20 protein-coding genes are annotated in these 21,812 nt (G+C 71.0%); 7 read left to right on the top strand and 13 right to left on the bottom strand.

Going from position 1 to position 21,812, the window contains the following annotated elements; translation table 11 throughout:
- The first annotated feature begins 91 nt into the window (after positions 1-91).
- The 7 genes from JAV51_RS14565 (at position 92) to JAV51_RS14535 (ending at position 5,055) form a co-directional block, all read left to right on the top strand.
- Complete coding sequence (locus JAV51_RS14565) at positions 92-916, top strand: GntR family transcriptional regulator (RefSeq protein WP_197321254.1); 825 nt, start codon at positions 92-94, stop codon at positions 914-916.
- Complete coding sequence (locus JAV51_RS14560) at positions 913-2,208, top strand: PTS transporter subunit EIIC (RefSeq protein ID WP_197321253.1); 1,296 nt, start codon at positions 913-915, stop codon at positions 2,206-2,208. The genes JAV51_RS14565 and JAV51_RS14560 overlap by 4 nt, the downstream gene beginning before the upstream one ends.
- A 4-nt stretch (positions 2,209-2,212) precedes the next feature.
- Positions 2,213-2,479 carry an HPr family phosphocarrier protein gene (locus JAV51_RS14555; protein WP_197321252.1) on the top strand — a complete coding sequence of 89 codons (267 nt, stop codon included), beginning with the start codon at positions 2,213-2,215 and terminating at the stop codon, positions 2,477-2,479.
- 75 nt (positions 2,480-2,554) lie between these two features.
- Positions 2,555-2,848, top strand: coding sequence for a DUF6343 family protein (locus JAV51_RS14550; protein WP_197321251.1), 294 nt, complete (start codon positions 2,555-2,557; stop codon positions 2,846-2,848).
- Entirely contained in the window at positions 2,845-3,537 is a 693-nt protein-coding gene (locus JAV51_RS14545) for a phosphoribosyltransferase (RefSeq protein WP_197321250.1), read from the top strand. The genes JAV51_RS14550 and JAV51_RS14545 overlap by 4 nt, the downstream gene beginning before the upstream one ends.
- On the top strand, positions 3,534-4,178 hold the full coding sequence (locus tag JAV51_RS14540; protein ID WP_197321249.1) for a dienelactone hydrolase family protein: 645 nt from the start codon (positions 3,534-3,536) through the stop codon (positions 4,176-4,178). The genes JAV51_RS14545 and JAV51_RS14540 overlap by 4 nt, the downstream gene beginning before the upstream one ends.
- 58 nt (positions 4,179-4,236) lie before the next feature.
- Positions 4,237-5,055 carry a serine hydrolase gene (locus tag JAV51_RS14535; RefSeq protein ID WP_197321248.1) on the top strand — a complete coding sequence of 273 codons (819 nt, stop codon included), beginning with the start codon at positions 4,237-4,239 and terminating at the stop codon, positions 5,053-5,055.
- A 1-nt stretch (position 5,056) separates the two neighbouring features.
- Here JAV51_RS14535 and JAV51_RS14530 read toward each other — a convergent pair whose 3' ends face one another.
- The 13 genes from JAV51_RS14530 to JAV51_RS14470 all read right to left on the bottom strand — a co-directional run bounded on the left by JAV51_RS14530 (position 5,057) and on the right by JAV51_RS14470 (position 21,567).
- Positions 5,057-6,001 (bottom strand): D-2-hydroxyacid dehydrogenase family protein, encoded by a 945-nt coding sequence (locus JAV51_RS14530; RefSeq protein WP_197321247.1) that lies wholly within the window; start codon positions 5,999-6,001, stop codon positions 5,057-5,059.
- A gap of 44 nt (positions 6,002-6,045) precedes the next feature.
- Entirely contained in the window at positions 6,046-7,233 is a 1,188-nt protein-coding gene (locus JAV51_RS14525; protein WP_197321246.1) for an endonuclease/exonuclease/phosphatase family protein, read from the bottom strand.
- An 80-nt stretch (positions 7,234-7,313) separates the two neighbouring features.
- Entirely contained in the window at positions 7,314-8,180 is an 867-nt protein-coding gene (locus tag JAV51_RS14520; RefSeq protein ID WP_197321245.1) for a shikimate dehydrogenase, read from the bottom strand.
- A complete protein-coding gene (gene mltG / locus JAV51_RS14515) occupies positions 8,170-9,822 on the bottom strand; it encodes an endolytic transglycosylase MltG (protein ID WP_231642203.1) in 1,653 nt (550 codons plus the stop codon). Before mltG ends, JAV51_RS14520 begins: the two co-directional genes overlap by 11 nt.
- Before the next feature lie 356 nt (positions 9,823-10,178).
- Positions 10,179-10,673: a Holliday junction resolvase RuvX gene (gene ruvX / locus JAV51_RS14510; RefSeq protein WP_197321244.1), complete on the bottom strand. Its 495-nt coding sequence runs from the start codon at positions 10,671-10,673 to the stop codon at positions 10,179-10,181.
- Positions 10,670-13,336 carry an alanine--tRNA ligase gene (gene alaS, locus JAV51_RS14505; protein ID WP_197321243.1) on the bottom strand — a complete coding sequence of 889 codons (2,667 nt, stop codon included), beginning with the start codon at positions 13,334-13,336 and terminating at the stop codon, positions 10,670-10,672. Before alaS ends, ruvX begins: the two co-directional genes overlap by 4 nt.
- 100 nt (positions 13,337-13,436) lie before the next feature.
- Entirely contained in the window at positions 13,437-13,772 is a 336-nt protein-coding gene (locus JAV51_RS14500) for a hypothetical protein (RefSeq protein WP_197321242.1), read from the bottom strand.
- The gene (locus tag JAV51_RS14495; protein WP_197321241.1) at positions 13,769-14,173 is read right to left on the bottom strand and encodes a DUF948 domain-containing protein; all 405 of its coding nucleotides are present in this window, start codon (positions 14,171-14,173) and stop codon (positions 13,769-13,771) included. The genes JAV51_RS14500 and JAV51_RS14495 overlap by 4 nt, the downstream gene beginning before the upstream one ends.
- A gap of 67 nt (positions 14,174-14,240) precedes the next feature.
- Entirely contained in the window at positions 14,241-15,611 is a 1,371-nt protein-coding gene (locus tag JAV51_RS14490) for a replication-associated recombination protein A (protein WP_197321240.1), read from the bottom strand.
- Between the two features lie 93 nt (positions 15,612-15,704).
- A complete protein-coding gene (locus JAV51_RS14485) occupies positions 15,705-16,907 on the bottom strand; it encodes a phosphotransferase (RefSeq protein ID WP_197321239.1) in 1,203 nt (400 codons plus the stop codon).
- 97 nt (positions 16,908-17,004) lie between these two features.
- Positions 17,005-18,780 (bottom strand): aspartate--tRNA ligase, encoded by a 1,776-nt coding sequence (aspS, locus tag JAV51_RS14480; protein WP_197321238.1) that lies wholly within the window; start codon positions 18,778-18,780, stop codon positions 17,005-17,007.
- 199 nt (positions 18,781-18,979) lie between these two features.
- A complete protein-coding gene (locus JAV51_RS14475; protein WP_197321237.1) occupies positions 18,980-19,753 on the bottom strand; it encodes an IclR family transcriptional regulator in 774 nt (257 codons plus the stop codon).
- Positions 19,754-19,812: 59 nt separating this feature from the next.
- Positions 19,813-21,567, bottom strand: coding sequence for a thiamine pyrophosphate-requiring protein (locus JAV51_RS14470; protein WP_307845891.1), 1,755 nt, complete (start codon positions 21,565-21,567; stop codon positions 19,813-19,815).
- Between the last annotated feature and the right edge of the window lie 245 nt (positions 21,568-21,812).

Here is a 21,812-nt window from a genome sequence, read left to right as displayed (position 1 = left end):
GGAGCATTCTGCCCCATCGCCCAGTGGTCTAGACCGGAACGTACCAATTCCGGACCGTCGGGGCGAGTACGGAGAAGTACGGAGGTGGAGCATGGGCCGAGGTCGTGACGCCTCGTCACGCTCCGCCGACCGCATCGTCGACGGTCCGACGCCGAAGCACGAGCAGTTGCGGGGCATCCTCCGCGCGCTGGTGACGCGCGATCTTCCCCCGGGCTCGGCGATTCCCTCCGAACGGGAGTTGGCCGCCCGCTACAACGTCTCACGGCTCACGGTGCGGACCGCGGTGGGCAGGCTCGTCGACGAAGGACTGTTGCACCGGGTCCGTGGCCGGGGAACGTTCACCACGGCGCCGCGCCTCGACCTGTCGCTCCACCTGCTGTCGTTCACCACCGACATGCGCCGCCGAGGCCTGCGCGCGAGCAGCCGGGTGCTGTGTGCCGCGACGGAGGTTCCGCCCGAGGCGACCCGGCGGGTGCTGGGCCTCGCGCCCGGCCGGCCCGCCCACCGGGTGCGGCGCGTGCGACTCGCCGACGACGTCCCCCTCGCCGTGGAGGACGGCTGGTACCACCCCGACGTCGTGGGTGACGTGCTCGCCCTCGACCTGACGGGCTCGCTGTACGCACAGCTCGCCGACCACCGCGGTGTACGGTTCGACTCCGCCCGCCAGACCGTGACGGCCGAGACCGCGCGCGGCGAACTCGCCGAGCTGCTCGGCCTGCGGCCGGGCGCGCCACTGCTCGCCTTCCGCCGGGTCGCGGGCCTGCGAGGCAGAACGGCGGAGGACTCGACCTCGTGGTACCGGGGCGACCGTTACCAGATCTCGGTGGCGCTCGACCCGTCCGACGGCGACCGGAGCCGTCACGATCTCCCCACTTCCCTCTCCACCAGGACGGACGTGCAGAAAGGACACCAGTGAGCACCACCGACACGAAGAAGCGAAAAGGAAAGAAGTTAGCGGGGCTGCAACGGTTCGGCCGCAGCCTCATGCTGCCGATCGCGGCCCTGCCCGCCGCCGGATTGCTGCTGCGACTCGGCCAGGACGACATGCTCGGCCGGTGGGACGCCACGGCCGACGTCGCCAAGGTGTTCGCCGCCGCGGGCGGCGGGTTGTTCGACTGGCTGCCGCTGCTGTTCGCGGTCGGCATCGCCGTCGGGTTCGCCCGCAAGGGAGACGGCTCCACCGGCGTGGCCGCCGTGGTCGGCTTCGTCGTCTTCACCAAGGTCGTCCAAGTCTTCGCCCCCATCGAGGAGCTGGAGGGCTTCGAGCCCACGCCAGGTTGGTACCTCGCCCCGATCAAGTGGCCGTACAGCGTGCTGTCCGGTGTGGTGGTCGGTCTGGTGACCGCGGTGCTGTGGCAGCGGTTCTACCGGGTGAAGCTCCCGCCGTACCTCGCGTTCTTCGGTGGCCGACGGTTCGTACCGATCATCAACTCGATCGTGCTCATGGTGCTGGGCGTGGTGTTCGGCCTCGTGTTCCCGGTGATCGACGCCGGCATCCAGAGCCTCGGCGAACTCGCCACCAGTGACGCCGTCGTCGGCGGTGGCGTCTACGGTGTCCTGAACCGTCTGTTGATCCCCATCGGCCTGCACCAGTTGCTCAACGTGCCGGTGTGGTTCGTGCTCGACGGCGGCGACATCAACAACTTCTTCGTCGAGGCCGACCCCGAAGCCGGTGCGTTCATGACCGGGTTCTTCCCGATCTTCATGTTCGCCCTGCCCGCCGCCGCACTGGCGATCTGGCAGACCGCTCGGCCGAAGCAGAAGAAGGTCGTCGGCGGCATCATGATCTCGGCGGCGCTCACGGCGTTCCTCACCGGTATCACCGAGCCGATCGAGTTCTCCTTCATGTACGTCGCGTGGCCGCTGTACCTGATCCACGCGGTGCTCACCGGTATCTCGCTCGCCCTGGTGAACGCGCTCGACATCCACCTCGGGTTCACGTTCTCCGCCGGTGGGATCGACTTCCTGTTGAACTCGGGTGCCCCGGCGGCCAGCAACGCGTGGCTGCTCATCCCGATCGGCCTGGTGTACGCGGCCATCTACTACCTGCTGTTCCGTTGGGTGATCACCAAGTGGAACCTCCGCACCCCCGGCCGTGAGGAGGACGAGGCAGGCGCGGCCTCGGCGGACGAGAAAACCGAGACCGCCGAGACCACCAGCGCGACCGACACCGCCTCGACGACCGACGACTCGACGAAGAAGGGATGACGACGTGGCCGAACGCACTGTGACGGTGGCGAGCAAGGTGGGTCTGCACGCCCGGCCCGCGGCACAGGTCGCCAAGGCCGCCGCGGCGCAGCCCGTGCCGGTCACCGTCGCCAAGGACGGTGGTACCCCGGTGGCGGCGTCGAGCGTGCTGAACCTGATGACACTCGGCGCGGCGCACGGCGACACCGTCGTCGTCGCGGCCGACGGCGACGGTGCCGAGGCGGCCGTGAACGCGATCGCGGACCTCATCGCAAGCGATCTCGACGGCTGAGCCGTCGCCGCACACGCGGCCCGGCGACGCCCCGGGCCGCGTGTGTGTGCCGCCCGATCGGGGTACCCGGTCGGTATGCAGGCACGGACACACCGCCACCACCCCCGGAGTCGGGAGGAGTACGCGCGGGGCCTCCCCGATTACCACGACCCCACCGGCGGTTTCGGCGGCGCGGCACCGGCGTACAGCGCGTTGACCTTGCGGATCGTGCTCGCGTCGCTGGCCGTGGTGCTCTGCGTGGGCGGCGCAATCCTGTTCGCCCTCTACGACGCCTGGTGGGGAACGATCGTCCTGGGGATCGTGGGGCTCGGCAGCCTGGTCGACCTCGCCTGGGTCGTGCACCGCAAGCGGCGAGGTGAGCCGGGGTGAGGCATCGGCGTCAGGGGTCGCCGCCACCGCCCGGCAACACCGCTCGGGTCTACGCCGATCGCGGCGCGGCAGGTCGTACGTTGGCCGCCGCACTGCGGGAGCACGACTGGGTCGATCCGGTCGTGCTGGGCCTCGCCCGTGGTGGTGTTCCGGTCGCCGCCGAGGTCGCCGCGGAGCTGTCGGCGCCACTCGACGTCACCGTCGCACGCAAGATCGGCGCCCCGGGACGTCCCGAGTTCGGCATCGGTGCGGTCACCGCGCACGGCCCGATAGTGGTCGACGAGGACAGCGTCCGGATGCTCGGCATGACCCGTGCCGACCTCGACGAGGCGAGCGCCCGCGAACGCCAGGAGGTGCTCCGCAGGCTCGACGTGTACCAGGGTGGGCGCGAACCCGAACGGCTCGAGGGCCGGGACGTCATCGTGATCGACGACGGTCTGGCCACCGGGGTGACGGCGACGGCCGCGCTCCGCGCGCTGCGTCGGGAACACCCGCGTCGGCTCGTGTTCGCCTCCCCCGTGTGCGCGCCGCAGGCCGCGGCAGCGCTTCGTGACGAGGCCGACCTGGTGTTCTGCGTCTCCGAGCCGCCGCACTTCCAAGCGGTCGGCCAGTGGTACGCCGACTTCTCCCAGACCAGCGACGACGAGGTCGTGGAGCTGCTCGCCGCGCACTCCCGAGGTGGCCGATGACCGTTCCGTTCGCCGTGGCCACCGACTCCACCACGCTGCCCGGCGACCTCACGGTGCCCTCCGACGCGATCGGCGTGGTGGCGTTCGCGCACGGTTCCGGCAGTTCCCGTCGAAGCCCGCGCAATACGGCCGTGGCACGAAGCCTCCAGGACAACCGGTTGGCGACGCTGCTGTTCGACCTGCTGTCCGAGGACGAGGGACGACGGGACGCGGCCACGGGCGAACTGCGGTTCGACGTCGGTCTGCTCGCCGATCGCCTCGTGGCGGCCGTCGACCGGCTCCACGCCGACGCCACGACGCGCACGTTGCCCATCGGGCTCTTCGGGGCGAGCACTGGTGCGGCGGCGGCCCTGATCGCGGCCTCCCGCCGACCGGAACTGGTGCGCGCGGTCGTCTCGCGGGGAGGCCGTCCCGATCTCGCCGGTTCCGCACTCGACGACGTCGAGGCGCCCACGTTGCTGATCGTGGGCGGCGCCGACACCCAGGTGCTGCGACTCAACCAGCATGCCGCTGCTCGACTCCGGGGACCGCACCGGCTGGAGGTCGTGCCGGACGCGACGCATCTCTTCCCCGAGCCGGGCGCGTTGGAACAGGTGGCCGAGCTGGCCGGAAGCTGGTTCGCCCAGCAGCTCTCCGCCTGACGTCCCCGCTCGTGCGCGGGCCCGCGGCAGCTCGGAGGACCCCCGTTAGAGTGGTGCCATGGACAGCGTGCGGTTGATCGAGCAGTGGCCCGTGGACAACGCGGCCGTGGCAGTCGTCCGGTCCGACGGGACCGTGCTCGGCACCCACGGCGACACCAGTCGCGTGTTCGCCCTCGCGTCGGTGACCAAGCTGTTCACCGCCTACACCACCCTCATCGCCGTCGAGGAAGGAGCGGTGGAACTCGACGAGCCCGCGGGCCCGGAGGGCTCCACGATCCGTCACCTGCTGGCCCACACGGCGGGCCTCGGCTTCAACGAACACCGCGTGCTCGCTCCCGTGGGGCAGCGTCGCCTGTACTCCAGTGCCGGGTACGAGCAGCTCGCCGACGCGCTCGCCGACCGCACCGGCATCGCGTTCGACACCTATCAGGACGAGGCGTTGTTCCAGCCGCTCGGGATGCGGGACACCGTGTTGAAGGGCTCCCCCGGCGCGGGCGCCGAGTCCTGTGTCGACGACCTCGTGCGCTTCGCCACGGAACTCCAGACGCCGAGTCTCGTCGACCGGTCCACGCTCGACACCGCGACGCAGGTCGCCTTCCCCGGCCTCAACGGAGTGCTTCCCGGCTTCGGCCACCAGAAGCCCAACGACTGGGGCCTCGGCTTCGAGCTGCGGAACCACAAGAGTCCGCACTGGACCGGTCGGCGCAACTCGCCGAGGACGTTCGGCCACTTCGGACAGGCCGGGACCTTCCTGTGGGTCGACCCCGAGGCGGGCGTGGCGTGCGTCGCGCTCACCGATCGGCCGTTCGGCCCGTGGGCCGCCGAGGTGTGGCCCGAGTTCAGCGACGCCGTGCTCGCCGAACTCGACCAGGACTGAGTCAGCCCTCCAACACCCGCACCGGTTCCCCGCGCTGGAACGCCGCGATGTCCTCGACGGCGTCCCGGTAGAACACCTCGTAGGTCTCCCTGGTGACGAACCCGATGTGCGGCGTGAGCACCACGTTCGGCGCCGACCGGAGTGGATGGTCGCCGGGCAGCGGTTCGACGTCGTAGACGTCCAGAGCCGCGCCCGCGATGCGGTTGTCCCGCAGCGCCGCCAGCAGGGCGTCGGTGTCGACGATCGGTGCCCGAGAGGTGTTCACCAGCACTGCCGTGGACTTCATCGAGGCGAGCTCGGTCGCACCGACCAGTCCTCGGGTGCGATCGCTGAGCACGAGGTGCACCGACAGGACGTCGGAGGTGGCGAACAGCTCTTCCTTCGACACGGCCGTGACGTCGTGCTCGGCGGCGCGCTCGGCCGTGAGGTTCTGGCTCCACGCGATGGTGCGCATGCCGAACGCCTGGCCGATCTTCGCGACCCGCGACCCCAGCCGTCCCAGTCCGAGCAGTCCCAACGTGCGCCCGTGCAGACCGGTGCCGAGCGTGGTCTGCCAGCCCCCGTTCCGCATCGCCTGCACCTCGGTGGGCAGGTGACGGCTCGCCGCGAGGATGAGCGCCCACGTCAGCTCGACGGTCGGGTGCGGCAGGTAGCCGGTGCCGCAGACGACGACACCCTGCCGCCGCGCGGCCGCCACGTCGATGGAGGCGTTGCGTCGCCCCGTGCTGACGAGCAGCCGCAGGTCCGGCAGCCTCGACAACACCGCGGCGGGAAACGGCGTGCGTTCCCGCATCGCGACGACGACGTCGAAACCCGCGAGCGCGCGCACGAGCTCGTCCTGGTCGGCGATGTGCTCGGTGAACACACGGATCTCGGCGTCGAGCGAGTCCCAATCGGCCAGGCTCAGCGCGACGTTCTGGTAGTCGTCGAGGATCGCGATACGCATGGACTCACGTTAACGCGATCATCGTGAGGTGTGGGCCACACACCTCACGGTCGAAGGTCGACCCACACCAGGTGGTGGTCGGACGCGTCGTTGAGACGGGCCAGTCGCGTCCCCGGCACCGGCCAGAACACTCCGTCGCCGATCACGGGCATGCCGCGCGACGGCAGCACGTAGTCGACGCGGAGATTGCCCGGCTGATCGTCGGAGAAGTCCGCCGTGTCGAGCTGGGCGGGGCCACGGTGGTCGCGATTGGCTCCACCCTGGAGCAGCCCCGCGACGACCGCGCCCACACTGGCGGGTCGGGTGTCGTGCACGCGAGGCGCGTCGAGCAGCGTGCGGGCGGCGTCGGCGGTGCTGTCCCCGTCGAACGGGTCGGCGTTGTAGTCGCCCACCACGACGAACCGCTCCCCCGCGGGCAGCCCGCCCCGGTTGCCGTCGTCGTCGTAGATGTAGCCGCCCTTGCCCGGCGTCACGTAGTCGGCCCAGAAGCGGATCTCGTCGTGGTTGCGCGTGCCGTTGCGGTCCTCCGGACCGTCGAACGACGGCGGAGTCGGGTGCGCGGCGAGCACGTGGACGGTGCGCTTGCCCACCCGCACCGGCACGTCCCAGTGCGACTTCGACGACAGCCGCAGGGTTTCCAACACCTCCGGCGAGTACCAGTCACCGGGTTCGGGGGTGTCCACGTCGTCCGGAAGCAGCGCGTCCGGCATGTCCTTCCAGCGGAACGTCTGGAACGTGCGCACCTCGTCGGTGTCGATGGGGTGCCGCGAGAGGACGACCATCCCGTACTGGCCGGGGAACTCGCCGAACCCGTGCGCGTCGTCGGGGCCGTCGACGACACCGTCGCGGTTGAGGTCGTGTCCGGTCGGCACACCGGTGTTGACGGGCGCCGTGAAGGCGTACGGGTACTCGATCGGCGCCGCCCCGTTCTGCGACACGCTCAGGTAGTTCTCCCGGAACGCGTCGACCGCCGCGCCACCGCCGACGTAGTCGAACTCGTTGAGCAGCAACACGTCCGGCCTGCTGCGCTGGATCACCTCGGCGACGGCCCTGGCCTGCTCGTCGTCGCCCGTGGACAGATCGGCGAGCAGTTCACCCTCGGCGGCCCGGTTGAGCGAGGCGTTGAAAGTGGCGAACCGCACCGGGTGTCGCTCGCCCGGATCCGCCGACGCCGCTGCGGTGGTTCCCGACAGCATCAACGCGGCCACCAGCACCGCGGCCTTCCCTCGCATCGCACCCCCAGGTCACTCGATCGGGTGAAGCCTACTGGGTGCGGGCGAACAGCAGGAGTCCTGCGGGTGGAGTGATCGGTTCAGTCCAGTGGCAAGGGCAGAACGTGCCGGGTCGCCTCACGCAACGCGTCCCGCATCACCGCACGAGGCGCGGGCCGTCCCGTGAACTGCTCCACCTGCCCGAATGCCTGATGCAACAGCATGTCCAGTCCGGTGGCCACCCGGCCGTCCCGCGCCGCGACCGCCTCCGCCAACGGCGTCGGCCACGGGTGGTAGATCACGTCGAGCACACACGGCACCGTCGCGAGCGCGTCCGCGTGCGGCGCCACGGCCTCCGTGGGCACGGTGCTCACCAGCACCTCCGCCTCCGCCGCGAGAGCCGCGAAGTCGGTGTCCGCCCACCGCCGCACCGACACCGCGATGCCCACACGCCGCGCCGCCTCCACGGTCTCCTGAGCCCGGGCGGGCTCGCGCACCACGAGACGGACCTCCGCGAGGCCGAGATCGTGCAGCGCCGCGAGGGCCGCGGCGGCCGTCCCACCGGCACCGAGGATCACGGCCGTCCGGCCATCGCCCGGCTGGAACCCGCCTGCCGCCCGCAACGCGCCCACCACACCGTCCACGTCCGTGCAGTCGGCCTGCCAGCCGCCCGACGGCAGCCGCGCCAGCGTGTTCGCCGCGCCCACGGCGACGGCACGCGGTGTCGCCTCCTCGGCCACCGCCAACGCGGCCCGCTTGCCCGGCATGGTCACCGACAGGCCCACCCACTCGGCACCGAGACCGTGCACGAACCCCGGCAGCGACGCGGCGTCGACCTCGTGCGTGTCGTAGCGCCAGTCGTCCAGACCGAGAGCCGCGTAGGCCGCGTTGTGCAGCACCGGCGAGAGCGAGTGCCGCACCGGCGACCCGAGCACGCCCGCCCGGCGAGCGCCGACCTCAGTAGACACCGCGCTTCCTCGCGTCGTTGCGGTCGTTGATGTGGTCGTCGTAGTCCACGTTGAAGCAGGACAGGCCGTTCTCCTCGCACACCACGAAGTAGATGTAGTCGGTGTCGGCCGGCTTCATCGCCGCCTCGATGGCCTCCGGACTCGGTGCCCCGATGGGGGTCTCGGGCAGCCCGGTCATCGCGTACGTGTTCCACGGCGTCAGCTTCTGGCGCTCCTTCTCCTTGGTGGTGAGCGTCGGCCGCTTCAGGGGGTAGTTCACCGTGGAGTCCATCTGCAACGCCATGTCGATGTCGAGCCGGTTGTGGATCACGCTCGACACCTTCTCGAAGTCGGCCTTCACGCTCTCCAACTCGATGATCGACGCGATGACCAACGTGTCGTACGGGTCGTAGTCCTTGGCGCCGCCCGGCAGCCCCGCCGCTTCCATGCGCGTCGCCGACGCCTCCAGGAGCTGCGACAACAGGTCCTTGGCATCGCCGCCCGGCCGCACGTCGTAGACGCCCGGCGCGATGAGTCCCTCCAGCTTGCGCCCCTCGGGGGCGTTCTTCGCCTTGTCCAGCGCCCACTCCGGCACCCCGAGTTCGGCGAGGTCCTCGGTGTCGGCGGTCTCGCGCAACTCGTCGGCGGAGACGCAATCGCGCTCGCCGTTGAGTTCGACGCAGGAGGCGCGCTCCAGCAGGGTGAAGATGCCGGGCGTCACGGAGTCGTCGGGCTGGGTGACGTCGAAGAGCTTGGTGCCCGCCCGGATCTGCAGGTGACCGACCCGCGAGTCCTCGGCCACGAGCGCCTTGACGGCGGCTTCACCCGACATCTTGGTCTTGACCTGGTAGTAGCCGGGCTGGATGCCGAGGATGCGTTCGTCGTCCTCACCGGCGCGCACGAACGCCTCGGCGCTGGCCACCACGTCGAGTTCGACGAGCTTGGCCGCGATCACGCCGGTGACGTCGCCGTCCTCCACGTGCAGCAGCACGTCCTTCTCGCCGGTGCCCTCGTAGTCCTCGTAGCCGAAGCCCAACAGCTCCCGCGCTCCGAACCACGCGCCCGCGGCCACCACCGCGAGCAGCAGCAGCGCGGCGAGCCACTTCAGCATCCGCCGACCACGACCGCCCCGTTCGGTCTCGTCCTCGTCGTCGTCCCGCTCGTCGGGGAAGTACGTGGGCTCGGCGCGGTCGTCGTCGTAGCCGTCGTCGAAGCCGTCGTCGAGCCCGTCGTCGGTCGCGCCGCGGCGGTCCCGACCACCGCGCGCGTCGTCGCGGTCGTCGTCACGCGGGTCGTCGTCGTGGTCCTCGTACTCGTCGTAGTCGTCGTAGTCGCCGAACTCGCCCTCGATCTCCTCGTCGTAGAGGTCGTCGTACGGCTCGTCGAGCTCGATGACCTGCGTGGGGTTCTCGTCCGGCGGCACCCCGTCGTTGGGCGAGGGCCTGCGGCGCCGCGCGGGCGGCCTGCCCTGCGCGCCGTCCGCCTGCGGAGCGGGCACGGGTGGCGCGACCGGTCGCTCGTCGAGCAGTTCACCCTGCTCGCGGCCTCGGCGCGGCGGAAGTTCGTGTTCGCCCGTGGCGTGCCGGGGTGCGGAGTCCGGCCGTGCCCGCCGCGGGGGTCGTTCGGCATCCGGTGCGACACGTCGCCGCGGCGGTTCCGACATCGCTCGGCGCGACGGAGCGTGTGCCTCGGGGCTTCGCGGCGGAAGGTCCGGCTCCGGCGTCGCGTGCCGAGCCTCCGCACGACGCGGCGGGGCCTCGGGGTCCGGAGCGGAGTGACGAGGGGGAAGGTCCGGCTCGGGCCGGGCGCGCCGCGACGGCGGAGTCGGCCGTCGCGGCGGTAGGGGGTTCTCGGCACTCACCGCGTGCCGCGGAGGCCGTCCGGGCGGGGCCTGGTGTCGGGGTCCTCGCGGAGGTTCCTGCGGCGGTGGCGGCTGTGGCTCTCGCTGATGCCGCGGCGAGGACGGTGGGGGCGGTCCGGACCGCCGTCGACGTGAGTCCGGACCGTCGTTGGGTGAGGTCACTGCTGTCCTGCCTCCCGTGCGACAGCGGCAGCGCGGCCGTCAAGCCATCCCTGCAGAATTTCCACGGCAGCGGCCTGGTCCACCACGGCTCGCTGCTTTCGTCCCTTCACACCTCGCTGCGACAACATGCGGCTCGCGCTCACGGTGCTCAGCCTTTCGTCGGCCAGCCGGACCGCGACGGGAGCGATGCGCTCGCCCAGTCGCCGCGCGTACTCCACGGCGATGGTGGCTGCGGTTCCGTGCCGGTCGGCCAGTGTCCTCGGAAGTCCCACGATCACCTCGACCACCTCGTACTCGGCCACGAGGCGAACGAGCTCGTCGAGGTCGGTGTCGGTGTCGACATCACGCGACAGGGTAACGAGTGGGGTAGCAAGGATCGGCGCGGGATCGCTCACCGCGACCCCGACCCGCACCGATCCCACGTCCACGGCGAGGCGCCGCCCCGGCCCGGGATCGTTCAGTCCGGGCCGGTCGGGTCCGACGTCGTTCACCGGCTCTCCGCCACCGCCGCACGCAGTGCTTCCACGGCCTGCTCGATGCCCTCGGGGCGGGTTCCTCCGCCCTGAGCCATGTCGGGCTTGCCGCCACCCCGGCCGCCGATCGGCTCGGCGAAAGACGGCACCAGCTTGCCCGCCGCGAGACCGGCGTCCCGCGCCGCGGCCGTCGTGGCCACCACGAAGCTCACCTTGCCCTCACCCGCGGGCGAGAAGAGCGCCACCACACCGGGCCGCGAGCCGAGGCGGTTGCGCACCTCGCCCGTCAACGCCCGCAGCGAACCCGCGTCGACGGCCTGGTCGAGCTTCTCGGCCACCAACGACACCCCGCGCACGTCCTGTGCGCGACCGGCCAGAGCGTCCGCCGAGCCCAGCACCTCGCGCAGCTTCAGCTGCTCGATCTCCTTCTCCGCGTTGCGGAGCCTGGTCAGGACGTCCTCGATGCGCGAGGGCAGCTCGTCGGTCGGCACCTTCAACGTGCCCGCGAGCTGGGACACCAGGAGCTGCTCCTTGCGGACGTGCCGCAAGGCGTCCGTGCCCACCAGTGCCTCGACCCGGTGGACGCCGGAGCCCACCGACGCGTCGCTGACGAGCTTGACCAGACCGAGCTGACCGATGCGCTCGACGTGCGTACCACCGCACAGCTCACGCGAGTAGTCGCCCATGTCGACCACCCGGACCTGGTCGCCGTACTTCTCGCCGAACAGCGCGACCGCGCCCAGCTCCAGGGCCTTGTCCTTCGTGGTGGTGTACGCCTGGACCTCGACGTTGGTCTGGAGGTAGTCGTTGACCTCCTCCTCGACCTCGGTCAGCACGTCCGCCGACACGGACTTGGGCGTGGTGAAGTCGAAACGCATCCGGCCGGGCGTGTTGAGCGAACCGGCCTGCGCCGCGCGGTTGCCGTAGGCACCGCGCACGGCGGCGTGCACCAGGTGCGTTGCGGAGTGCGACCGCGCGACGGACTGCCGACGGGTGGCGTCCACCGAGGCGGTGAGTCGCGTGTCGACACCCACCTCTCCGTCGACGACCTCCACGCGGTGCACGAACAGTCCGGGCACCACCTTCTGGACGTCGAGCACCTTCAGTTCGACGCCCTCGCCGACGAGCACACCGGTGTCGGCGATCTGCCCACCGCCCTCGGCGTAGAACGGGGTGCGGTCGAGCACGATCTCGGCCTTCGTCCCGGCTCCCGCCGCGCGGGCGGGCTGGCCGTCGACGAGCAGGCCGAGCACACGCGCCGTCGCCTGGAGGTCGGTGTAGCCGACGAACTGGGTCTCGCCGTGCTGGTCCAGCAGGCCGCGGTACACCGACAGGTCGCCGTGCCCGGTCTTGCGGGCGGCGGCGTCGGCCTTCGCCCGCTGCCGCTGCTGCTCCATGAGCGTGCGGAAGCCGTCCTCGTCGACAGCGAGGCCCTGCTCCGCCGCCATCTCCAGCGTGAGGTCGATGGGGAAGCCGTAGGTGTCGTGGAGCTGGAAGGCCTTGTCGCCCGCCAGGATCGTGCCGCCCGAGCGCTTGGTCTCCTGCGCGGCCAGGTCGAAGATGCGCGAGCCGCTCGTCAGCGTGCTCAGGAAGGTCTCCTCCTCGACCCGCATGACGTCGCTGATGCGGTCGAAGTCCCGCGCGACCTCCGGGTACGACGGCGCCATCGCGTCGCGCACCACGGCGGCGAACTCGGGCAGCACCGGCTCGTGCACACCCAACAGTCGCACCGACCGCACGATGCGCCGCAGCAGCCGGCGCAGCACGTAGCCGCGCGCCTCGTTGCCGGGCGTGACACCGTCGGCGATCAACATCACACCCGAGCGGGCGTGGTCGGCGATCACGCGGAACCGCACGTCGTCGGTGTGGTCGGCGCCGTAACGGCGGCCGGAGAACTCCTCCGCCTTCTTGATCACAGGCCGCACGAGATCGGTCTCGTAGACGTTCTCGACGCCCTGCAACAGGTAGGCGACCCGCTCGACACCCATACCGGTGTCGATGTTCTTCTGCGGCAGCTCACCGATGGGCGGGTGACCCTTCTTCGGGCTCAGCTCCCCGCGCATCTCCTGCATGAAGACCAGGTTCCAGATCTCCAGGTACCGGTCCTCGTCCACCGCGGGGCCGCCCTCCCGACCGTACTCGGGACCGCGGTCGTAGTAGATCTCCGAGCACGGGCCGCACGGACCGGGCACACCCATGTCCCAGTAGTTGTCGTCGGCACCCCGGAACTGGATCCGCTCCGTGGGCAGGCCGGCGACGTCCCGCCAGATCGCCGCGGTCTCGGCGTCGTGCTCGTACACGGTGGCCCACAGCCGGTCGGGGTCGAACCCGAAACCACCCTCGTCGCGCGAGGTGGTCAGCAACTCCCACGCCCGCTCGATGGCGCCCTGCTTGAAGTAGTCGCCGAACGAGAAGTTCCCCGCCATCTGGAAGAACGTGTTGTGGCGCGTGGTCTTGCCGACCTCGTCGATGTCACCGGTCCGCACGCACTTCTGCACACTCGTGGCGCGCGGGTAGGGCGGCGACACCTCGCCGAGGAAGTACGGCTTGAACTGCACCATTCCCGCGTTGACGAACAACAGGGTGGGGTCGTCCAGGATGAGCGACGCGCTCGGCACCTTGGTGTGGCCGTGCTTGGTGAAGTAGTCGAGGAACCGCTTGTTGATCTCGTGAGTTTCCACTGGTCGTCCTTGGCGTGATGCTGTTCCGGCGCGGTGCCGCGCGCGGTCGGGATGGGTGCGATCGAAGGCGGCGAAGCTCCCGCGCCACCGGCGTGGCGGCCTAGGACTCCGCCTGACGCGCTCGCCGTGTCCGAGGCTCGGCCGCCGCGTGCCGCCCGTACGACCGCTCCGTCCTGACCGCCGACGAACCCGGCCGAGCCGATCGCGGCAACCCCGAGCGGCGTTCCACGAGGTCGTTGAGCTCCTGCTCCCGCTCGCTCATTCCGGCGCGGACGTCGGCGCCGAACGCACCGATCGCGCCTGCCAGCTCGCGCACCGCGTCACCCAGGTTCGAGGCTAACCCGGCGGGGGTCGCCTGACGAGCGGTCTCACTGGCCTTGCGTGCCAGGCTCACTCCGGCGGCGACGCCGACGCCCAGCCAGAACAGTCGCCTCATCGCCTACCACCCTTCTTCCTCGCTCGGCGGGAGTGCTTGCCCTCCTCGGCCTTGCGGCGCCGCGCCCGCAGCGCCTTGCTGATGCCGTACGACAGCGCCGCCGTCTTGACCAGCGGACCGCCGAGCGTGGCCGTGAACACCGACGACAGGGCGGAGACGTTGCCGGACACGGCCTGCGCGTTGGCCGTGATGCCGTCCACCCGTTCCAACTGGGTGTTGACGTGGGTGATCGTCTCGTTGGCGCCGGTGAGGATCGGGTCGGTGTTCTCGTGGGCCTTGCGAATCGCGATCGTGGCCTCGTCCAGCGTGCGGCCGAGCTTGACCAACGCGATCGCCAGGAACAACACCAGCAGCACGAAGGCGCCTGCGGCGATCAGCGCGGCGATCTGCCCTGCCGACACGTGCCCTCCTCGAAAGAATTGTGTGACCACCAGGATTGGCCGTCAGGCTACCGCGCGTCGTCGATCGCTACCGACCGCCTCCCCGTATCGTGCGCCGCAGCCTGGGCACACGCTCGTGGAGCGTGCGCTCCGCGCCGTGGCGACTCGGCTGGTAGTAGTCGCGGCCCACCAACTCGTCCGGCGGGTACTGCTGCGCGAGCACGCCCTCGGGCACGTTGTGCGGATAGCGGTACCCCTGGGCGTTGCCCAGCGCGGCGGCGCCCGAGTAGTGCCCGTCGCGCAGGTGCGGGGGCACGGTCCCCACCCCACCCCTGCGGACGTCGGCCAGCGCCGCGTCCACCGCGGTGATGACGGCGTTCGACTTCGGCGCCGTGGCGAGGTGCACGGTCGCCTGTGCGAGGGGCAGCCGCCCCTCCGGCATGCCGATGAGCTGCACAGCCTGTGCCGCGGCCACGGCGGCCTGGAGGGCCGTGGGATCGGCCAGTCCGATGTCCTCGCTCGCGTGGACGATGAGCCGCCGGGCGATGAACCGGGGGTCCTCCCCCGCGTCGATCATGCGGGCGAGGTAGTGCAGTGCCGCGTCGACGTCGGAGCCGCGGATGGACTTGATGAAGGCGCTCACGACGTCGTAGTGCTGGTCACCGTCGCGGTCGTAGCGCACCGCGGCCTTGTCCACGGTGGACTCCACGGTGGCCAGGTCGACGACGGGGTTCTCCGGGGAGGTCACCGTGGCGGCCTCGGCCGCCGCCTCCAGCGCGGTCAACGCCCGGCGCGCGTCCCCCGCCGCGAGGCGGACCAGGTGCGCCACCGCGTCGTCGGCGACCCGCACGGCACCGCCGAGTCCCCGTTCGTCGGCGACCGCACGCCTGATGAGCGCGGCGACGTCGTCGTCGGTGAGCGGACGCAGTTGCAGCACCAGTGACCGCGACAGCAGAGGCGCCACCACCGAGAAGGACGGGTTCTCCGTGGTCGCCGCGACGAGCAGTACGGTGCGGTCCTCCACCGCGCCGAGCAACGCGTCCTGCTGTGTCTTGGAGAACCGATGCACCTCGTCGATGAACAACACCGTGTCCTCGGTGGCGTAGGCGCGTCGCCGACGGGCCTCTTCGATGACGCCCCTGACTTCCTTCACGCCCGCCGAGAGGGCCGACAGCGCCACGAACCGACGCCCCGTGGCGGTGGACACGAGGTTCGCGAGCGTGGTCTTACCCGTCCCGGGTGGCCCGTACAGCAGAACCGACGCCGGGGTCGCTCCCTCCACCAGTCGGCGCAGTGGCGCGCCCTCCGCCAGCAGGTGCTGCTGCCCGACCACCTCGTCGAGCGAACGGGGCCGCATCCGCGCCGCGAGCGGCGCGTTCGGCGGAATGTCCGCCACAGGGGCCTCCGGAGCAGGCTCGGAGACGGTGGGATTCACCCTGAAGAGTTCGTCCTGGTGCACCCCTCGACCGTAACCGGAGGGACGGACACGGCGGCAGCGAGCACGAAGCGCGACGGCCGGCACCCCGAGGTCGTCACCGGGACCGAGCGACCCTCACCGGAACGCCGGGTACAGCGCGAGCTGCAGACCCGGCCCGAAGCGCGCGTCGAGGGCTTCCGCCACGTCCGAGGCATGCTCGGCGACCGCGCCGTCCCCGGCCTGACTCGCACGAGTGGCCAGGTCACGCCACCAGGTCACGAGAGCGGCGGCCCGGCTCGTCGGGCCCGCCTTCTTCGACCCCAGCCGTGGCAGCGCCCGCCACGTCGACAACCACGTGAGGACCAGTTGCGCACCCAACGTGTAGGCCGACAACAGGTCGTCGTCGGCCAGCGAGGGCCACAGCTCGACGACCTCGGCCCGCCACGCCGCGATCATGGCCTCACTCAGCCCGGCGGGCAGCGCGAGCGGCTGCGGACTGGACGCGAACGGCACCCGCAGGTGGGCGACGTCGGCCAGTGCGTTGCGGATACGGCCGTGTTCGAAGTCGAGGAACCGCACCCCGGCACCGGTGATCAGGTTGTTGTCCGGCCACAGGTCCACGGGGGAGAACGCCCGGTACGAGACGGACCTCGCGTTGTCGGCGGCGCGCTCGACGGCGTCCAGCACGGCCTCGGACGTGCTCACGCCGAACGAGTCGTGCAGCAGGGCGGGCAGCTCCGCCACCGCCGCGAGCGGCACCAGCTCCTCGCCGTCGAGATACCCCGCCTCGCCGTCGCCACGCGGCTTGCCGCTGAGACGCCGCAGCAACGCGTGGAAGTCCGCCTCACGGCTAGCGGTGCTGGCGTGGATGCGACCGAGGGAGCGAGCCCAGGACAGCAGCGCCGTCTCGGCCGCCCGGCTGTCCGAGCCCCGCAGCTTGTCCTCCAGGGTCGGCGCGCGCCCGAGGTCCTCGATCACGAGCACCCGCTTGTCCCCGTCGTGGGCCAACAGCTCGGGGCACACCCGGTCCTCGGTCGGCAACGCGGTAAAGAGCTGATAGCTCGCCGCCTCCCGGGCGAACGAGTCGTCCGCCTGCCCGCCCGGGTAGTGCTTCACCACCACCGTGCGCGGCAGCGAGAACGCCGAGGCGGCGACCCGCGCCCTGACCACCGCGGCGGGACCGCTGCCTGCGAGGTCCTCCGGCTCCGCCAGAGGGATCGCGCTGCCGAACCGTTGTCCGAGAATGGCTTCGGCGGTCGCCACGGCGTGCGCGACCGGAGACGGCTCGGCTCCTGCACCGAGCGATGCGTCGTCGGTGGAGGAGGCATCCAGAATCATCGTCTTCGACCCTACTAGTCGACGTGTGGGCGCCACCACACGGCAATCGGCTGACACGCCGGGGTCGCGCCCACTCGCGGTGCGGTCTGCGGTCTGCTCAGCCCTGCTTCGTCGGCGCCGGCGGCTTCGCGTCGACGCCCGCCTCCTTACGCTGCTGCGCGGTGATCGGGGCGGGAGCGCCCGTCAGCGGGTCGTAGCCGCCGCCGGTCTTCGGGAAGGCGATCACCTCACGCAGCGACTCGGCTCCGGACAGCAGCATGACGATGCGGTCCCACCCGAAGGCGATGCCGCCGTGCGGCGGAGGACCGAACTGGAAGGCGTCGAGCAGGAAGCCGAACTTCTCCTGCGCCTCCTCCTCGGACAGGCCCATGACCTCGAACACGCGCTTCTGCACGTCGGCCCGGTGGATACGGATCGAGCCGCCACCGATCTCGTTGCCGTTGCAGACGATGTCGTAGGCGTAGGCCTTCGCGTTGCCCGGGTCCTGCTCGAACTTGTCGATCCACTCGGGCGTGGGCGAGGTGAACGCGTGGTGCAACGCGGTCCACTTGCCGCCGCCGACGGAGACGTCGTCGCTGTCCTCGGCCGCCTCGAACAGGGGGAAGTCGACGACCCACACGAACGACCAGGCGTTCTCGTCGATCATGCCGAGCCGCTCGGCGATCTCCACCCGCGCCATGCCCAGGAGCTGACGCGCGTCCTTCGGCTTGCCCGCGGCGAAGAAGATGCAGTCGCCCGGCTTGGCGCCCGCGGCCTCGGCGAGGTTCGCGCGCTCGGTCTCCGACAGGTTCTTGGCGACCGGACCGCCGAGCGTGCCGTCCTCGCCCACGAGCACGTACGCGAGGCCCTTGTGGCCACGCTGCCGGGCCCACTCCTGCCACGCGTCGAGCGTGCGGCGCGGCTGGTCGGCGCCGCCCGGCATGACCACGGCACCGACGTACGGGGCCTGGAAGACACGGAACGGCGTGTCGGCGAAGAAGTCGGTGAGTTCCACGAGCTCCAGCCCGAACCGCAGGTCGGGCTTGTCGGAGCCGTACTTGCTCATCGCCTCGGCGTAGGTCATGCGGCGGAACGGGGTGGTGACCTCGGCCCCGGCGAGCTTCCACAGGGACGACAGCACGTCCTCGGCCAGCGCGATGACGTCGTCCTGCTCGACGAAGCTCATCTCGATGTCGAGCTGGGTGAACTCGGGCTGCCGGTCGGCGCGGAAGTCCTCGTCGCGGTAGCAGCGGGCGATCTGGTAGTAGCGCTCCATGCCGCCGACCATGAGCAGCTGCTTGAACAGCTGCGGCGACTGCGGCAGGGCATACCAGGAGCCGGGCTTCAACCGAGCGGGCACCAAGAAGTCACGGGCGCCCTCGGGCGTCGAGCGGGTCATGGTCGGCGTCTCGATCTCGAGGAAGCCGTGCCGGTGCAGCACCTCACGGGCGACGCGGTTGACCTCGCTGCGCAGGCGCATGATCTGAGCCGGGCCGTTGCGCCGCAGGTCGAGGTAGCGGTAGCGCAGGCGCGTCTCCTCGCCGACCTCCAGCCGCTCGTCGATCGGGAAGGGCAGGACCGCCGACTCCGACAGCACCTCCAGCTCGGTGACGAGCACCTCGATGTCGCCGGTGGAAATGTCCGGGTTCTCGTTGCCCTCGGGACGCCGGGAGACCTCGCCGGTGACCTTCAGGCAGTACTCGGAACGCAGTGCGTGAGCCCGCTCGGCCATCTCGCCCTCGCGGAAGACCACCTGCGCGACGCCGCTCGCGTCCCGGAGATCGATGAAGATCACACCGCCGTGATCGCGCCGCCGGGCCACCCAACCGGTCAGGGTGACTGTCTGGCCAACGTGCTCGGCGCGCAGCGCGCCGGCGTCGTGAGTGCGAAGCACTTCGCGAGATCCTCTCGAGTGGTGGTTCGGGTGCGGTGGTGGTCGGCGGTGCTTCTCGCGGGCCGGGACACGGTGCCCGGCACCCGTCGCCGAAGGCGTCAGCCACCGACAGCACAGGTTAGCCAATGCAACCGGTGCGGTCGCCACCAGGCTTCCCGGCCGCGGAGTCCCTACTCCCACCGGGTGAGCCGGGTCGGCGTCACACTCCGCTGGGCAGACCGGCCGACACCGCGGTGGCGGCGGCCCGCACGGCGTGTCCGAAGCGTTCGAGGTCGAGTGTCTGGGCACGGCCCGTCACCGACAACGCCGCCACCACCCGGCCGCCCCTGCCGTACACGGGGGCGGCGACGGCGGCCACGCCGGGCTCGGCCTCCTCATAGGTGATGGCGACGCCCCGCTCCTTCACCCGCTCCAGCTCCCGATGGAGCAGGCCCGGCGCCACGATGGTGCGGGCGGTGTACCGCGTCAGCCCGAGACTCATGAGCTGCCGGAACCGCTCCCGACCTCCCCAGGCCAGGAACACCTTCCCGGTCGCCGCGCAGTGCGACATCATGCGCGCGCCCACCCGCACCGCGAGCGGCATCGCGTCACGTCCGGTGACGCGCTCGACGAACAGCGAGTAGGCGCTGTCCGGGACGGCGAGGTTCACGTTCTCGCCGCTCACCTCGTGCAGGCGTTCCAGATGCGGCAACGCCGCATCGCGCAACACGCGGTGCACGGGGACGAGCTGCCCCAGCCAGAACAACTTCGTGGCCAGCCGGTAGTGACCGGGCGCGGACTTCTCGATCGCGCCCCACTCCACGAGGTCGCCGAGCAGCCGGTGGGCCGTCGGCTTGGGCAGGCCCGTCCGCGCGGAGATCTCGGCGAGGGTCAGCTCCGGTTCGCCCGACCCGAACGCGTCCAACAACGACAACCCACGAGCGAGCACCGACCGGGACCGCGCCTCCGCGGGCTGTCTCGTCTCCCCATCCACGGTGCGAGATAGTACGAGCCTCACCGCGGCGAGCGGGCACGTTCAGGCCGAAAAGGACGTCACAGTCCGGGAACTCGGACGGCGAGGACCGCCGACCGTCCCGACCGCACCGCGGCCAACGCCTCTTCGAGACTGTCCTTCAGCTCCGTCGGAGCCGTCACCGTCCGACCCCACGCGCCACCGGCCGCCTCGGCGATGCCGGGGAGGTCGGGCCGCTCGTCGAAGTGGACGCCGAAGTCGTCACGACGGGCCGCCGTGCCGTCCGGGTGCACGCTGAGCGCGGACGCCTTGGGCGCGTTCCAGCCGTTGTTGTCGAACACGACCGTGAGCGACGGCGCCTGGTAGCGGCGCGCCATCCAGAACACCGACGACGGCACCCCGAACAGATACGAGCCGTCCCCGACGAGCGAGACGACCGTGCGGTCCGGCTCGGCGAGCTTCGCGCCGAGCGCCGCGCCGATGGCCCAGCCGAGCGACCCGCCGCCGGACCCGAGCAGCGATCCCGGCCGGTTGCGCCGCAGGTGCCAGCTCACCGTCGGGTACTGAGTGATGGCCTCGGTCAGCACGAGGGTGTCGTCGTCGATCGCCTCCCGGACGCACGCCACGAGGTACTCCGGAGTGATCACGTCGTCGTCGGGGGTCTCCCGCGACGCCTTGTCGGCGAACAGCCGGTCGTGTTCGGCCGCGGCCCGTTCCCGACGCCGGGCGACGTCGTCGGCGTCGGCCAGCTCGGCCACCCGCTGCCGCACCTGCCGTACGGCGGTGCCGAGGTCGGCCTTGGCGAACAGCTCCGCGGGCACGTGCCACAGCGGCATCTGCTCCTTGAGCGGGTCCTCGTCGACCACGAAGATCCGGGCCTGCGCATTCGGGCGGTTCTTCGTCGGGATCCACGGCACGTCGCTGCCCAGCACCAACACCACGTCGGCCTCTTCGAGCAACGGGTTGTGCTTCTGGTCATTCCACTGGAAGCCCCAGTGCAGCGGGTGGTCGGCCGGGAAGTTGACGTAGGAGGGCACCGATTCGAGCACCCCGGCGCCCGCGGCCTCGCAGAGCTCGACGAGCGCGGGAACCGCCTCGGGGTCGCGGCCCAGGTACGAGGTCACGACCACCGGCCGACGCGCCTCGGCGAGGGCGGTGGCGATGCGCTCCACCGCCGCAGGCGCCAGAGCCTCCGGCGCCACGGCCGGGAAGTGCGCCGCGTCGGCCTGTTCCCTCGGCGCCTCCGCCTCCATCACCTCGCGCGGGCCCACGAGATACACCGGCCCCTGCGGCGAGCTCTTCGCGAACTGCAGTGCCCGGTGCACGAGCTGCTTGACGTTGGCCCCGGTGCGGATCTCGTTGTCGTACTTCGTGTAGCCACGGACGATGCCACGCTGGTCGTGGACGTCCTGGATCCACTGGATGAACTCGTTGCGGCTGCCGAACAGCTCGCCCTCCTGAGTGAAGGGCGACGCGCCCGCGTACATGAGCACGCCGACCCGCCCCTTCGCGGCGTTGTGCAGCATTCCGCCGATGTTCTGGGTGCCGCACTCGACGTGCACCAGTACGGCCTGAGGAGTGCCACTGACCTGCGCGTACCCGATCGCCGCCGCCATCGCCACGCTCTCGTGCGGGCAGATCACCAGTTCCGGCAGCGTGTCCTCGCGGCCCTCGACACGCGCCTGCGCGTACGCCTCCAGCACACCCGGGTGGTCGCTGCCGAGGTTGCTGAAGACGTAGCGAACCCCGCCCTCGGCCAGCGCCTCGAGGAACGCCCTGCTCGTCGTGTGGCCAGTGTCGGCCTGGGAGGTCGGCGAGACCTCGGATGTCGTCACGTCGGAACCCACAGTCGGTCCTTCCCGGTCGGTTCCCCGCAGCCTCACCCGCGACGGGCGGAAACGCAACGACGACGTTTCGCCCGTCGGAACACCGTGACGGCGAGAACGGGGCGGCGCACCCGGGCCCCGCACGTCCGACCCCCAGCCGGACGTGCGGACACCGCGACGAGCGGCACGCCGCCTCTGCACGTTCTCGCTCACTGTGACGTGGAGAACCCCCATCCGGTTCCGTCGAGATCCAG

This window comes from Saccharomonospora sp. NB11 (assembly GCF_015910535.1).
In the GTDB taxonomy this organism is placed as follows: domain Bacteria; phylum Actinomycetota; class Actinomycetes; order Mycobacteriales; family Pseudonocardiaceae; genus Saccharomonospora.
Note: the sequence above shows the minus strand (reverse complement) of the source record. Positions and strands in the feature narration are given on the sequence as shown.